This window comes from Glycomyces mayteni, from assembly GCF_042428885.1.
GTDB lineage: Bacteria > Actinomycetota > Actinomycetes > Mycobacteriales > Micromonosporaceae > Glycomyces > Glycomyces mayteni.
The window spans coordinates 1,156,466-1,171,242 of the sequence record NZ_JBHMBP010000001.1; the positions used below are offsets into that span (position 1 = coordinate 1,156,466).

The window sequence follows — 14,777 nt, forward strand, 5'->3', positions numbered from 1 at the left end:
GGGCTACCGTGTCTGAGACCGTTCGTTCATCCACTGGGAGCACCGAATGCCTGAGATAGTCCAGACCGTGGCCCGGTTCGGTTTCCTGGTGCTGCTGTGGCTGTTCGTGTTCGCGGCGGCCCGGACGATCACGCGGGACCTGCTCGCCCAGCGCCGCCCGGCCGCGGCCGGGTCGGGCGCGGGCTCGGTGTCGGCGCCCCCGGCCCCCGGGCGCGGGGCGGCGCCGCAGCAGGCGCACGCCGCGCAGTGGCTGGTGGTGACCACCGGCGAGCTCCAGGGCCGCCGGATCGGGCTCACCGGGCAGCCGATCTCGATCGGCCGCGCGGCCGACTCCACGATCGTGATCCGGGACGACTTCGCGTCGAACCGGCACGCGCGGGTCGTGCCCATGGACGGCCAGTGGATGGTGGAGGACCTGGGCTCCACGAACGGCACGTACCTGGGGCGCGCTAGAGTCACCAGACCCACGCCGGTCCCGCTCGGGGTGCCCATCCGGATCGGGCGCTCCTCCTTCGAGCTGCGCCCCTGAGACCCGAGCGAATGACGCGGCGATGTCGGCATCGATCAGCGGGCGTGCCCCGCGCTACGGCGGTTGAAACATGAGTTTGCACCTGCGATACGCGGCCGTCTCCGACCGCGGTGTGGTGAGGCAAGGCAATCAGGACTCGGTGTTCGCCGGGTCCCACTTCATCGCGGTGGCCGACGGGATGGGCGGCATGGCCGCCGGTGACCTGGCCTCCGCGATCGTCATCAACACCGTGGCCCGGCTGGACGTCGCCCCGCCGCCGGACTCGGTGGTCGACGAGCTCGCGGACGCCGTCGCGGACGCCAACCGCGCGATCCGCCGCTGCGTCGCCGACGACCCGCAGAAGGAGGGCATGGGCACCACGCTCACGGCCCTGTGGTTCGACGGCGAGTGGTTCAACCTCGTGCACATCGGCGACTCGCGGGCGTACCGGCTGCGCGAGGGCGCGTTCGAGCAGGTCACCGTGGACGACACATACGTGCAGATGCTCGTTGACGAGGGCCGCATCACCGCCGAGGAGGCGGAGCGGCACCCGCAGCGCTCGCTGCTGCTGCGCGCGCTCGGCGCCTCCGAGGTCGAGCCCGCGTTCCAGACCATCAAGGGCGTCGTGGGGGACCGGCTGCTGCTGTGCTCCGACGGGCTCTCCGGGCCCGTGTCGGACGCCGACATCGCCCGGACCCTCCAGACCGCCGCCTCCCCGCAGGAGGCCGCCGAGACCCTCGTGCAGCAGGCCCTCGACGCGGGCGCCCCGGACAACGTGACCGTGCTGATCGCCGACGTCGTCGCGGAGGACCCCGGCGAGCAGCGCCAGATCATCGGCGGCGCGGCCGCCGACCAGCGGCTCGCCGAGTCCGACACGGCCGTGCTGCGCGCGGTCAAGGAGGACGCCGCCGAGCCCGGCGGGGACGAGACCGTCGACCTGCGCGCCGAGGCCCCCGAGGACGGGAAGAAGGCCAAGAAGCGCGGCCGGGTGTGGCGGACCGTCCTGTCCTGCCTGATCGTGCTGGTCCTCGCGGCCGGCGCGGGCGCGTACTGGGTGCGCACGCAGTACTTCATCGGAGTGTCGGACGCGGGCAACATCAGCGTCTACCGGGGCCTCCCTTTTGAGGTGGCCGGGCTGCGCGCGGCCTGGCTGGACATCGAGTCCGATCGCCCCGCCTCCGAGGCGACCGACGAGGTCGAAGCCGACCTGGAGGAGGGCATCCGCGTCGGCGGCCAGACCGCTGCGGAAGAGGAGATCGCGGAGCTGACCGACCCCTCCGCGTCCAATGCGAACCTCGACCCGATCTGCTCCGCTTCGGACACTGAGGCGGTCCCGACCGCGTCGAAGGACTGCCGCGACGACTGAGCGTCACCGTTGTACGCTCACAGCGCAGACGGACCGGCGCGGGGGCGCCCGTAACACTTCGAGACGCGAGGGGAACCGATGGCCCAGCCCATGTCGGCCACCGCCCGACCGGCGGGCCCGTCGGAGACGCCGCTGACGCCGCTGTCGGGGATGCCCAAGCGGATCGGCCGCGAGATCGTCATGCTCCTCATGGGCGGCGTCGGGGTCTTCTGCTTCCAGCTCACCATCGACATGGCGCTGGCGGGCGAGACGACGACCGTGACGTTCATGCTGCCGATCCTCATCTTCATCGTGTCGATGTGCGCGTGGACGGCCGTGAAGTTCCTCGCCCCCTACGCGGACCCGCTGTTCGTGCCGATCGCCGCGTTCCTCACCGGGATCGGCATCGTCTACATCCGCCGCATCGACCGGACCGCGCTGACCGACAACCCGCTCCCGCAGGACGCGGGCGTGTTCGCCGGGTCGGGCGGGCGCCAGCTCATGTACTACATGGCCGCGGTCGTGGTCATGACCGTGCTGCTCGCGGTGGTCCGCAACCACCGGCTGCTGCGCGGGTACGCGTACATCCTCCTGTTCGCGGGCATCGCGTTCGCGGCCCTGCCGGGCTTCCTGCCCGCGTCGATCTCGGAGTCGGGCGGCTCCAAGAACTGGATCCGCTTCGGGTCGTTCTCGGTGCAGCCCAGCGAGTTCGCGAAGCTGATGCTGCTGATCTTCTTCGCGGTGTACCTGGTGCGCAAGCGCGACATGCTGTCGGTGGCGGGGAAGAAGATCCTCGGCCTCCAGCTGCCGCGCATGAAGGACCTGGGGCCCATCGTGATCGTGTGGGCCGCGAGCCTCCTCATGCTCATCTTCGAGCGCGACCTGGGCACCTCGCTGCTGCTGTTCGCGATCTTCCTGTCGATGCTGTACATGGCGACGCGGCGCGCGTCGTGGATCGTCATCGGCCTCACGCTGTTCATCGGCGGCTGCATCGCGATCTTCCCGTTCTTCTCGCACCTGCAAGTGCGCGTGGACATCTGGCTCGACCCGTGGGACCCGGTGAAGGTCTACGAGACCGGCACCTCGTGGCAGCTCGTGCAGGGCCTGGTGGCCCTGAACTCGGGCGGGCTGCTGGGGAACGGCCCCGGCTCGGGCAACCCGAACCTCATTCCCGCCTCCGAGTCGGACTTCATCCTCGCCGCGATCGGCGAGGAGGTCGGGCTCCTGGGGCTCACCGCGATCCTGCTGCTGTACGCGGTGCTGGTGGAGCGCGGCTTCAAGACCGGCATCATGTCGCGCGACCTGTTCGGGAAGCTCATGGCGGGGGGCCTGGCGTTCCTGGTCGCGTTCCAGCTCTTCGTGGTGTTCGGCGGCGTCACCGGGCTCATCCCGATGACCGGCCAGACCACGACGTTCCTCGCCGCGGGCGGCTCCTCGCTGGTCGGCTCGTGGCTGCTCATCGGCCTGCTCCTACGCGTCTCCGACGACGCCCGCAAGCCCTGGCAGGCGTCCTACGGCCTCATGAAGACCGAGGCGCCGCCGGAGTTCCTCGCCCAGCAGGCCGCCAAGCGCGCCGCCGAGGAGGCCGCGAAGGCCGAGGCCGCGGGCGTCATGGACTCCGGGCCGATCCCCGGCGGCGACCAGCCGACCGAGCTCATCATCCCCGGGCACCTCCCCGGCTCGCCCGGGACCGGCACCGCGAGCGGCCCCGGAGGGACGGTCGAGGAGGACGTCGTCTCCCCGACCCGCCAGGGCCCGTCCTCGCCCCCGAGCGGCCCGTACTCGCCGCCGCCCGGCCCCGGCAGCCCGACGGCCCCCTACTCGCCGCCCCCCGCGGGCCCCGGCTCGCCCCAGGGCCCCGGCACGCAGCCGTACCGCCCGCAGACCCCGCCCCCGCCGCCCGGCTCCGCGTACGGCCGCCCCGGGGACCCGCAGCGGCCCCCGACCCGCCCGGCCCCCCAGACCCCGCCCCCGCCGCCGCCCTCGGCGTTCGGGCCGCGAACCGAACCGAAGGAGGGCGACCGATGAACCCTGCCCTGCGACGCACGGGCGTCATCGCGCTGATCCTGCTGGCCGCCCTCATCGCGCAGTCCACGTGGGTGAGCTTCTTCCACCACGACGACTACGACCTCATCGCGGACTCGCGCACCCTCATCGCCGAGTACTCGGTGCCGCGCGGGGACATCCTCGCCGGGGACACCGTCATCGCCACGTCCGTGGAGACCGACGGCGACTTCTACGTGTACGAGCGCCAGTACCCCGAGGGGGACGCGTTCGGGAACATCACCGGCTTCAAGTCCTTCAACTACGGGTCCTCGGGCATCGAGGAGGCCGAGAACTCGATCCTCAACGGCTCCAGCTCACTCCTGGCCTTCGACGACTTCTGGGCCACCGTGAAGAAGGACCAGAAGCCCGGCGGCGACGTGGTCACCACGATCGACCCGGCCCTCCAGCAGACCGCGTACGACGCGCTCGCCGACACCGGCGTCAAGGGCGGCGCGGTCGTCATCGACCCGCAGACCGGGCAGATCCTCGCGCAGGCGTCCTACCCCGGCTGGAACCCCACCGACGTGTCCTCCAACAACGGCGACACCGCCACCGAGGCGTGGGCCGCGATCAACGACGACGAGGACAACCCGGCGCTCGACCGCACCCGCTCCGAGTGGTACCCGCCCGGCTCGACGTTCAAGACGATCGTCGCCGCGGCCCTCATCGAGGACATGGGCGCGACCGCCGACACGAAGGTCCCCGCGGGCAACGAGTACACCGCCCCGAACACCGACCACACCATCACCAACTCCTCCAACCAGTGCCCGAACCAGGAGTACACGCTCGCCGAGGCGTTCGCGAAGTCGTGCAACACCACGTTCGCGCGGCTGTGCGTCGAGGAGCTGTCGGCCGACCAGATCTCCGAGATGGCCGCGAAGTTCGGGTTCGGGGAGGCGTTCGAGACGCCGCTGACGAGCCTCGCCTCCCAGACCGGCGACCTGTCCGAGGACGCGTTCCGCGCCCAGGCGTGCATCGGCCAGCAGGACGTGCGCGAGACGGTCCTCCAGAACGCGATCATCGCCGGGACCATCGCCAACGAGGGCGAGCGGATGGAGCCGCAGCTCATCGCGGCCCTCACCGACTCCAAGGGCGAGACCGTCCAGAACGGCCCCGAGGACTCCGCCGGGCGCGTCATCGACGTCGACACCGCCCAGGAGCTCCAGACGATCATGGAGGGCGTCGTCGAGAACGGCACCGGCTCCAACGCCCAGATCAGCGGGTACACCGTCGGCGGGAAGACCGGCACGGCCGAGCAGTCCGCCTCCAGCGAGAACACCCTGCCCGACCACGGGTGGTTCCACGGGTGGGCGATGGACAAGGACGGCGAGCCCGCCGTGGCCGTCGCCGTGTTCCTCGACTCGTACGGCGACGGCGCCTCCGCGAAGGCCGCCGAGATATCCGGGACGCTCATGGAGCAAGTCCTCGAAGGCAGCGGCGACTGACGCCGCGCCAACGCTTGGGGGCGTAGGGAAGACGAGAAGGACACAGTTTCCTCAAGATCCCCGGGAGCGGCAACCGGAGGGGCCCCCGGGACGTGGATCTTCGGAGACGGTTCGACGGCGACCGGATAACGAGCGCCCAGGTGCCGGGCGACCTGCAAGTACACTGAAGCGGCGATCCCCCCGGATCCGATCAGCCCGGACACCGATCCGCCGAAGAAATGAGGAGACGCCGTGTTGAGCCCCGAAATGCTTCTCGGGCAGCGCTATCGCCTGCGCGAACGCATTGCCGTGGGCGGCATGGGCGAGGTCTGGCGGGCCGAGGACACCGTCCTCGAACGCACCGTGGCCGTCAAGGCCATGCTGCCGTCCCTGCTCAGCGAGCCCGGCTTCACCCAGCGCTTCACCGCGGAGGCCAAGACCGTCGCGGCGCTCACCCACCCCCACATCGTCAACGTCCACGACTTCGGCAACGCCGACCTGCCCAGCGGCGAGACCACCGCCTACCTCGTCATGGAGTTCGTCGAGGGCAAGTCCCTCGCCGACCTCATCGCCGAGCGCGGCCGCATCGACGCCCGCGAGCTCATGCCGATCATCGCCGCGACCGCCGAGGCCCTCCACCACGCCCACGTCCACGGCGTCATCCACCGCGACATCAAGCCCGGGAACATCCTGGTGCGCGACCGCGACGGGCGCGCCGTCCTCACCGACTTCGGGATCGCCCGCTCCGGCGCCTCCGGGGACCTCACCCAGACCGGCGCGGTCATGGGCACCGCCTCCTACATCGCGCCCGAGCAGGCCGAGGGCACCGGCGTGCTCCCCGCCTCCGACATGTACTCCCTCGGCGTCGTCGCCTTCCACGGCCTCACCGGCCACCGGCCCTTCCAGGCCGAGAACCCGATCGAGCTCGCCCTCCACCACGTGAGGACCCCCGCGCCGCCGCTGCCGCAGGAGATCCCGCCGGGCGTGCGCGCGTTCGTCGAGCGCTCCATGTCCAAGGACCCGCACCGGCGGTTCGCCACCGGCGACGAGATGGCCGCCTCGGCGCGCGTGGCAGTCGACGCGCCCCCGGCGACCTCCGTCATGCCCCCGGTCGGCCAGCTGCCGCAGCGCGCGGGCGTCGTCGCCATGGGCGGGCCGCCCGCGGGCGTCGCCCAGCCCGCGCAGCAGCTGCCGCCCGGCCCGCCGACCCCTCCCGGCATCGACCTGGGAGCCCCGCAGCCCCCCGGGGCGTCCAATCCCGGACCGAACAAGACGCTGCTCGCGGCGATCGTGGGCGTGGTGGCCCTGGTCGTGGTGGGCGGTATGGTGTGGCTGCTGCTGTCCATGAACGACGACAAGGACCCCGGCGGCGGCTCCGACGACCCTTCGACCAGCACCTCCACCGACGCGGAGGAGACGGACGAGGGCACCAATGAGACCTCCGAGGACGAGCCCACTCCCGACGAGCAGCAGACCACCAAGAGCGGAGGCCTCGGAGACTGCCTCCCCGGAGCGGACTGCAACGACCGATAGCGGGCTTCCGGGCCGCGCGCTGCCACTAGAATCAATCCGCGATGAACGGAACACGAGGACGTAAAACGCGATGACGACAGAGCCCCGCCTGCTCGGCGGCAGATACGAGATCGGCGAGGTCATCGGCTACGGGGGGATGGCTGAAGTCCACCGTGGCCGGGACCTGCGACTCGGCCGCGACGTGGCGGTGAAACTGCTCAGGGCCGACCTGTCCCGCGACGAGTCGTTCCTCATCCGCTTCCGCCGCGAGGCCCAGAACTCGGCGTCCCTGAACCACCCCAACATCGTCGCGGTCTTCGACACCGGCGAAGAGGCCGGCATCCCCTACATGGTGATGGAGTTCGTCAACGGCCGCACCCTGAAGGAGGTCCTCCTCGCCGAGGGCCGCTTCGACCCGGCCGCGGCCTGCGAGGTCGTCGCCGACATGTGCTCGGCCCTGGACTTCTCCCACAAGCACCACATCATCCACCGGGACGTCAAGCCCGGCAACGTCATGCTCTCCGAGACCAGCCAGGTCAAGGTCATGGACTTCGGCATCGCGCGGGCGCTCGCGTCCGGCCAGGCCACCATGACGCAGACCAGCGCCGTCATCGGCACCGCCCAGTACCTCTCCCCGGAGCAGGCGCGCGGCGAGACCGTCGACGCCCGCTCCGACGTGTACGCGGTCGGCTGCGTCCTCTACGAGCTGCTCGTGGGGCACCCGCCGTTCACCGGCGACAACCCCGTGTCCGTCGCCTACCAGCACGTCCGCGAAGAGGCCCGGCCGCCGTCGGAGCTCAACCCGGCGATCCCGCCGTCCGTCGACGCCGTGATCATGAAGGCCCTCGCGAAGAACCCCGAGAACCGGTACCACTCCGCGGGCCAGATGCGCGAGGACCTCATCCGCGCCGCCCGCGGCCAGGAGGTCATGGCCCCCGCGGTCATGAGCCCCGCCGACCGGACCGCGATCATCGACCCCGACGCGACCGCCCCGATCCGCCAGCTCCCCACCTCCAACAGCAAGCGCCGCCCGTGGCTCATCGCACTCGGCGTGGTCCTCGCGCTCGTCGCGGTCACCGCCGCGGCCTGGGGGATCATGCAGGCGATGAACCAGGCGGCCCTGGTGACCGTGCCGGGGGTGATAGGCCTGTCCGAGCAGGAGGCCACGGACCAGCTCACCTCTGAGGAACTCAAGGTCGAGCCCGAGTACGAGGTCGCGACCGACCCGAACGACACGAGCATCGGCGAGGTGATCGACCAGACGCCGTCGTCGGGCGAGGAGGTCGACGAGGGCACCACCGTCGTCATCACCATCCTCCAGGCGCCCGAGGACGTCAAGGTCGCCAACGTCGTGGGCGACCAGTACGAGGACGCGAAGGCCGAACTCGAAGGCGACAACCTCGTCGTCAAGGAGAACCCGGTCGAGGACACCGCGCCCGAGGGCCAGGTCCTCAGCCAGGACCCCCCTGCCGACGAGATGGTCCCGCCGGGCACCGAGGTGACGCTCACCGTCTCGGCCGGCGGCCAGGCCACCGTCCCGGACGTGTTCGGCATGGTCGTCGACACCGCCATCTCGACGCTGGAGAACGCGGGCTTCGACTACGTGGTCGAGTACGGCAGCGGCGGCACCACGGTCGGCGTCGTCTACAGCCAGAGCCCGAGCAAGGACTCCACCGAGTCCAAGGGCGCCACCGTCACCATCACCGCCCAGGGCGTGGTGGTCAGCTGGGACGCCTCCACGACGCCGCAGGCGCTCATGGACACCCTCAACGGCCTCGGACTCGACGCGACCGTCAACGGCGACGCCACGCTCACCACCATCGAGTCGGTCTCCGGACCCGACGGCCAGCTCACCAGCGGCACCGCCGTCGCCCCCGGCTCCGTCATCACCATCGTCCCCGCAGCGGACGACGGCGGCGGAGGCGGCGACGAGACCGCCACTGACGAGGACACCTGCATGCCGCCGCTCTGCCAGGACGACGGCGCCTAGCGAACGCTGAAGGGGCCCGGTGCAATCGCACCGGGCCCCTTCGCGTGCGCTGTGTCACAAACATGAACCCGACGCGTGTCGCTACCGGCCCGGCCGAAACTTCTGTAGTGTTATCAGTACATGCCGAGACATCCCAACAAGCACATCCGCGCGGCAATCGAGTACATGGAGGCGAAGGAGCATGAGAGGGTGACCGTTTACTCATTTGAGCTGCATTTCTCCGCCGGCCCCGGTGAACATGTGATCGATGCGCTGTACGAGGCCGGCTGGGCCGACGCTTCAGTCGCTTTCGACGTCGACACGGGCGGCGAAGGCTGGGCGACCTTCCACCGCGAAGCCCCCTCCGGGCTGCAAGCGGTCGTCTCCGCCATCAGGCAGGGCCGCAAGGCCGGAGTGGAGCCGCTCGGAGTCACCGAGGACTACGTCTCGCTCACCGAGATCGCCGAGCGCACCAACCGGACCCTCTCCGCCGTCGACCACTGGGCCACCGGTCGCCGCGGGCCCGGCGACTTTCCCGCGCCGCGGGTGCCGCGGCCGCGGGTGAGCCTCTATTCGTGGGCCGAGGTCACCATGTGGCTGGTCGCGAACGGCCTCGCGGCGATGTCCCCCGCCGACATCGAGATCGCGCGGATCTGCGAGGTCGCCGACGCGATGCTCCGCGCGCGGCGGTTGCAGAACCGCCTCGACGAAGCGGACCGAGAAGCCCTCAACCTCGCGGTGGCCTGACGGCACGGGTCCCGCGCGGACGGAAGGGCCCCGGTCTGTTCGACCGGGGCCCTTCGCTTCCCTCGTGTGCCGCGCCGAACCCGCCTCGGTGCTGCGCGGCCCGCGGCGGGGCCCTGTGGGGCCCCGCCGCCGAGTCCTGTCCCCGGGACGAGCAGCGTCCCCGGGAACGGGTCTTGGTTTCCTGGTGGGTCCTAGACGGGCTCGATGCCGCCTTCGAGGATGCGGACCATGATCGGGTTGTCGAAGTAGATGTCGTTGAGCGAGTAGTCGCCCGCGTCGATCTTCTTGACCCGCTCGCCCTCGATGGCGTACGAGACGCGCTGGTTCAGGAACAGCGGCAGACGCGGCAGGGTCTCGTTGAAGACGATGCCGAGCGTCTTGTTCGCCTCGGCCTGCTCCTCCTCGGTGCCCTTCTGCGACGCCAGGTACAGGTCGTCCACGTTCACCGTGCCCAGGGAGGTCGTCACGACCTCCTTGGTGTTCAGGCCCATGCCCGGCTGGTCCGGCGTCTGCGAGTTGTCCGTGAACCAGGTCATCTGCCACGAGCCGTAGACGTAGGGCACGAACGGGTTCGCCCACTGGCGCACCGCGATGTCGAAGTCGCCCGCGCCCCAGATGCCCCACGGGTTGTCCGCGGGCACGTTCTCGTAGGACACGGCCAGGCCGAACTCGGCCAGCTGCGACGCCGCCTGCTCGCCGGTGAGCGAGAAGTCGGTCCAGCCCTCGACGCCGATGATCTTGTACTCGGCGAGCGACCCGTCCGGCTTGTGCCAGCCGTCGGACTCCTTCGCCCAGCCGGCCTCGGTCAGGAGGGTCTCGGCCTTGGCGTGGTCGGTCGCGTAGAACTCCAGTTCGCCGTCGGCGAACAGGCCCTCCGCGTGCGGGTCGGGAAGACCCGAGTAGGTCGCCGGGATGTAGTAGCCGCCCGCGCCCTTCGCGATCTCGCCGATGACCTCGGTGTCGAACACGTACATGAGCGCCTTGCGCACCTTGGCGTCCGCGAACTCGGGGAACCGGCCCTCGTTGAGCATCAGGCCGATGCCGTCGTAACCGGGGGTCGAGATCTCCTTGAGGCCGTCGACGCCCGCGATCGTGGAGCGGTCGGTCGCGCCGAGCACCTGCGTGGAGTAGTCCACCTCGGACGACAGCAGGAACTGCACCGAAGCGGCGTTGTCGCCCTTCTGCACCTCGACGGTGGAGAACTTCACCTGGTCGGCGAACAGCCCGTCCTCGTGGACGGTCAGCGTGATGACCGTCTCGCCGATCTGGTCGAACTTGTAGGCGCCGCAGGAGATGAAGTCCTCGTCGAGGAAGTCCTCGGCCGCGATCTTCTCGGCCAGGGCCACCTGGCCCGTGCCGCCCTGGACCTCGCCGGCCTCGACCAGGCCCTGGGCCTCGTCCATCCACTCGCCGTAGCGCGCGTACGGCAGCACCTGCGCCTTGAGCGCGCCGTGCTCGACACCGGTGAACGCCTCCGTGTAGGTCACGGTCACGGTGGTGTCGTCGTCGGCGGTCGCCGACTCCAGCTGGTCCCAGCCGATGGTGCCCTGCGCGGCGTTCAGCTTCTGGAGGTAGATCGTCCCGACGACGTCCTTCGCGGTCACGGCCGCGCCGTCGGTCCACTTGATGCCCGAGCGCAGCTTGATCGTCAGGGTCGTGCCGTCCAGCGTCACCGACTCGGCGAGCTGCGGGGTCCACTCCAGCGTGTCCCAGTTCAGGATGGCGCAGCGGGGGATGAACAGCTCCGCCACGGGGGCGGCGGTCAGCAGCACGCCGGTGTTCAGCGCCGCGTTGTAGTGCTCGACCGAGATGTCGAACGGGTACACGTACACGAACTTGCCGCTGGCGCCGTCGCCGCCGTCACCGCTGTCGGCCTGGCAGGCGCCGAGCACGGAGGTGGTCGCGACGGCGCCGGCGCCGAGGCCGACCGCCTGCATGAGGTTGCGTCGGCTGAGCTCGAATCGCTGAGAGGTCATCGCCGGTTCCTTTCAATGTAGAGGGCGATAGAAGTGATGAGGATGAGGAACAGCCCGAGTCCGACGGTCAGCGCGCTGACGGAGGACTCCGCGGTTCCGCTGGGAGTCAGGAGCAGGAGGAGCCCGGCGGCCAGGGTCAGCAGGACCCCGAACGCCAGCCCCGCGCGGGCGATCAGGCCGACCATGCCGCTCCCGGTGACTTGTTTGGATCGTCGGCCGCCCCCGCGGGCGCCGGGCGCCGCGACTTGGGAAGGGCCTCAAGGGTGAGCGTCCTGTCATCGCGGCCCGCGGCCGCCTGGACGCTCCCGCGCCGCTGGTCGCGCGCCACGATGTGGCACGAGACCCGGCGGCGCCCGCCGGCAGCGCCCGTGCGTTCGAGCGCGGGCTCCGTGCTGTCGCACAGGCCCGGCTCGTATGCGGGGCACCGGGGGTGGAAGGCGCACCCGGCGGGAAGGTCGGTGAGGGACGGGATCTCGGCCGAGCGGAGCTGCTCGGCGGCCGCGTTGGCCTTCGCGAGGTCCGGGTCCGGCTCGCACACGGCCCCGATGAGGGCCTTCGTGTACGGGTGCTGCGGGTTCCCGATGACCTCCGGGGTCGGGCCGTGCTCGACGACCTTCCCCAGGTACATCACCGCGATCTCCCCGTCCCACGCGAAGTACTTGGCCACGGCCAGGTCGTGCGTGATGAACAGGAAGCCCACGTCGAGGTCGTCGCGGAGCCGCCCGAGGGTGTTCAGGAGGCTCACGCGGATCGAGACGTCCAGCATCGAGGTCGACTCGTCGCAGATGAGCAGCTCCGGGTTCATCGCGAGCGAGCGCGCGACGTTCACGCGCTGGCGCTGGCCGCCGGAGAGCTGGTGCGGGTAGGAGTCGAGGTAGGACTCGGGCGGCGTCAGGTCGACGAGCTGGAGCAGCTCGGCGGCCTTCGCACGCGCCTCGGTGCGGTTCTTCACCAGGCCGTGGCGCTTGAGCCCGGCGGTGAGGGTCGAGGCGACGGTGCGGGTGGGGTTGAGCGCCGCGTACGGGTCCTGGTGGATGTACTGGACGGCGCGGCGGTAGGCGGTCTTCTCCCCGGGCGTCATGTCGGTGAGGGACTTCCCGCGGAACTCGACGGCCCCGGCGGTGGGCCGGGTGATCCCGGCGGCCGCGCGGGCGGTCGTGGTCTTGCCGCAGCCGGACTCGCCGACCAGGCACAGGACCTTCCCGGCCTGCACTTCGAGGTCCACGCCGCCGACGGCGGCGACGGGGCCCTTCTTGGTGTCGAAGACCTGCTCCAGGCCGCGGAGCTTCAGCAGGGGGGCGGCGGTCTCAGACATTGGCGTTCTCCTTCGCCTTGCGCTGGAGGCGGACCTGGTCGTGGTGGACGCACGCGACGGCGTGGCCCATGGCGAGCGGCCGCTCGGCGAGCAGCTCCAGCGGGACGCGGTCGCGCTTGCACTCCTCGGTCGCGAAGGCGCAGCGCGGGTTGAAGGCGCAGCCGTCGGGCATGGCCTTGAGGCTCGGCGGGTAGCCGGGGATCGACTCCAGGGCCGGGCGCTCGCCCTTGACGGGCATGACCGCGTTGATCAGGCCCGCGGTGTAGGGGTGCTTCGGCGTGTAGAAGATGTCGCGCGCCGAGCCGGTCTCGATGATGCGGCCCGCGTACATGGTGGCGACGCGGTCGGCGAGCTCGGCGGCGAGGCCGAGGTCGTGGGTGATGAACACCATCGTGAACCCGAACTTCTTGCGCAGCTCGTGGAGCTGCTGCACGATCGAGCGCTGCGTGAGCAGGTCGAGCGCGGTGGTCGGCTCGTCGAGGACGAGGACCTGCGGGTCCAGGGCGATGGCGAGCGCGATGAGGGCGCGCTGCTTCATGCCGCCCGACAGCTCGTGCGGGTAGGACTGGAGGACCCGGTCGGGGTCGAGGCGCACGGTCTCCAGGAGCTCCCCGGCGCGGGCCTCGACGGCGGCCTTCGTCCAGCGCTTGCCGTCGTCGGCGTGGTCGCGGAGGGTGTCGGCGAAGTGGTCGCCGATCTTGATGACCGGGTTGAAGGCGTTCATCGCGCCCTGGAAGACCATGGCGGCCTCGCTCCAGCGGAAGCGGCGCAGCTGCTCCTTCTTCATCTTGAGCAGGTCGGCGCGCGTCCCGTCCTTGAGCCGGTAGGTGAGGGAGCCGGAGGTGATCTCGCCGAGGCCGGGGAGGAGCCGCAGCAGGCCCAGGCCGAGCGTGGTCTTGCCGCAGCCGGACTCGCCGACGAGCGCGAGGGACTGGCCCTCGTACAGGTCGAGGTCGACGCCGCTGACGGCGGTCACGGACTCCTTGCGGCCGGTCCGGTACGCGATCGCGAGGTCGCGGACGCTGAGAATCGGGTCGGTCATGGTCTCACCTTTCCCGGAGGCGCGGGTTGAGGGCCTGGTCGAGGCCGCGGCCCATCGTCACGAGCCCGATCGTGAAGAGCACGATCATGATGAGCGGGGCGACGACGAACGGCAGGGCGACCGGGTTGAGGTAGAAGTTCTGGCCCCAGGACTGGTGGATCATCAGGCCCCAGTTCGGCGTGCCGGAGGGCATGAGGCCGAGGACGTAGAGGCCGACGATCGCGTAGATCGCCTGGTTCACCGAGATCACGAAGTTCACGAAGATGAACCCGGCCATGTTCGGGAGGATCTCGCGGAAGACGATGCGCGCGGCCCCGAGGTTCTGGAGCCGGGCCGCCTCGACGAACTCGCGCTCCTTGAGGGACATGACCTGCGCGCGGATCGAGCGGAACAGGAAGGCCCACATGGTGGAGCCGACCACGATCGAGATGCCCCACGGCGGGATGTCCTCGAAGAACGCGACGACCGCGAGCATGAGCAGGAACTGCGGGATCGTGACGGTGACGTCGGTGAGCTGGAGGAGCACCGCGTCGACGCGGCCGCGGAAGTACCCGGCGATCGAGCCGAGGGTGACGGCCACGAACGTCGCCATGAGCGCGGCGAGCGTCCCGACCCAGATGGGCTGGGCGCCGGAGTTCACCAGGATCGTGAAGGTGTCCTTGCCCTCGTACTGGGTGCCGAGCCAGTGCTCGGCGGACGGCGAGGTCCAGATCTGGGTGGTGTCGGTGGGGTTGTGCTGGTCGATCAGGAGCGGCCCGACGAAGGAGAACAGCACGATCGCGAGGACCAGGAGCGTCCCGGCGAACCCGGCGGGGGAGCGGGTGAGCCCGATCCACAGGCGGCCGAAGAACGATTCGCTGAAGTGCTTGCGGGGCTTCGCGATAACGGCTTCG

The 14,777-nt window shown here is 70.5% G+C and carries 12 protein-coding genes; 7 read left to right on the forward strand and 5 right to left on the reverse strand.

Features of this window, described 5'->3' with window-relative positions; translation table 11 throughout:
- The first annotated feature begins 46 nt into the window (after nt 1–46).
- The 7 genes from ACFFXY_RS05390 (at nt 47) to ACFFXY_RS05420 (ending at nt 9,551) form a co-directional block, all read left to right on the forward strand.
- Nucleotides 47–529 carry an FHA domain-containing protein FhaB/FipA gene (locus ACFFXY_RS05390; RefSeq protein WP_382346674.1) on the forward strand — a complete coding sequence of 161 codons (483 nt, stop codon included), beginning with the start codon at nt 47–49 and terminating at the stop codon, nt 527–529.
- 115 nt (nt 530–644) lie between these two features.
- Nucleotides 645–1,874: a protein phosphatase 2C domain-containing protein gene (locus ACFFXY_RS05395; RefSeq protein ID WP_382346677.1), complete on the forward strand. Its 1,230-nt coding sequence runs from the start codon at nt 645–647 to the stop codon at nt 1,872–1,874.
- Nucleotides 1,875–1,952: 78 nt separating this feature from the next.
- Nucleotides 1,953–3,881 (forward strand): FtsW/RodA/SpoVE family cell cycle protein, encoded by a 1,929-nt coding sequence (locus ACFFXY_RS05400; RefSeq protein WP_382346679.1) that lies wholly within the window; start codon nt 1,953–1,955, stop codon nt 3,879–3,881.
- The gene (locus tag ACFFXY_RS05405; protein WP_382346682.1) at nt 3,878–5,344 is read left to right on the forward strand and encodes a penicillin-binding transpeptidase domain-containing protein; all 1,467 of its coding nucleotides are present in this window, start codon (nt 3,878–3,880) and stop codon (nt 5,342–5,344) included. Before ACFFXY_RS05400 ends, ACFFXY_RS05405 begins: the two co-directional genes overlap by 4 nt.
- Before the next feature lie 231 nt (nt 5,345–5,575).
- On the forward strand, nt 5,576–6,856 hold the full coding sequence (locus ACFFXY_RS05410) for a serine/threonine-protein kinase (protein ID WP_382346685.1): 1,281 nt from the start codon (nt 5,576–5,578) through the stop codon (nt 6,854–6,856).
- 70 nt (nt 6,857–6,926) lie between these two features.
- A complete protein-coding gene (gene pknB, locus ACFFXY_RS05415) occupies nt 6,927–8,825 on the forward strand; it encodes a Stk1 family PASTA domain-containing Ser/Thr kinase (protein WP_382346687.1) in 1,899 nt (632 codons plus the stop codon).
- Nucleotides 8,826–9,065: 240 nt separating this feature from the next.
- Nucleotides 9,066–9,551 (forward strand): hypothetical protein, encoded by a 486-nt coding sequence (locus ACFFXY_RS05420; protein ID WP_382346689.1) that lies wholly within the window; start codon nt 9,066–9,068, stop codon nt 9,549–9,551.
- A gap of 191 nt (nt 9,552–9,742) precedes the next feature.
- On the opposite strand, the gene ACFFXY_RS05425 is transcribed toward ACFFXY_RS05420, so the two are convergent.
- Genes ACFFXY_RS05425 through ACFFXY_RS05445 form a run of 5 tightly spaced genes read right to left on the reverse strand, consistent with a single transcriptional unit; the run spans nt 9,743 to nt 14,767 of the window.
- Nucleotides 9,743–11,527 (reverse strand): ABC transporter substrate-binding protein, encoded by a 1,785-nt coding sequence (locus ACFFXY_RS05425; protein WP_382346691.1) that lies wholly within the window; start codon nt 11,525–11,527, stop codon nt 9,743–9,745.
- A complete protein-coding gene (locus ACFFXY_RS05430; RefSeq protein ID WP_359950656.1) occupies nt 11,524–11,712 on the reverse strand; it encodes a hypothetical protein in 189 nt (62 codons plus the stop codon). The genes ACFFXY_RS05425 and ACFFXY_RS05430 overlap by 4 nt, the downstream gene beginning before the upstream one ends.
- The gene (locus tag ACFFXY_RS05435) at nt 11,700–12,842 is read right to left on the reverse strand and encodes an ABC transporter ATP-binding protein (RefSeq protein WP_382346695.1); all 1,143 of its coding nucleotides are present in this window, start codon (nt 12,840–12,842) and stop codon (nt 11,700–11,702) included. The genes ACFFXY_RS05430 and ACFFXY_RS05435 overlap by 13 nt, the downstream gene beginning before the upstream one ends.
- Nucleotides 12,835–13,884 (reverse strand): ABC transporter ATP-binding protein, encoded by a 1,050-nt coding sequence (locus tag ACFFXY_RS05440; RefSeq protein ID WP_382346698.1) that lies wholly within the window; start codon nt 13,882–13,884, stop codon nt 12,835–12,837. Before ACFFXY_RS05440 ends, ACFFXY_RS05435 begins: the two co-directional genes overlap by 8 nt.
- 4 nt (nt 13,885–13,888) lie before the next feature.
- On the reverse strand, nt 13,889–14,767 hold the full coding sequence (locus ACFFXY_RS05445) for an ABC transporter permease (protein ID WP_382347402.1): 879 nt from the start codon (nt 14,765–14,767) through the stop codon (nt 13,889–13,891).
- Nucleotides 14,768–14,777 lie beyond the last annotated feature (10 nt).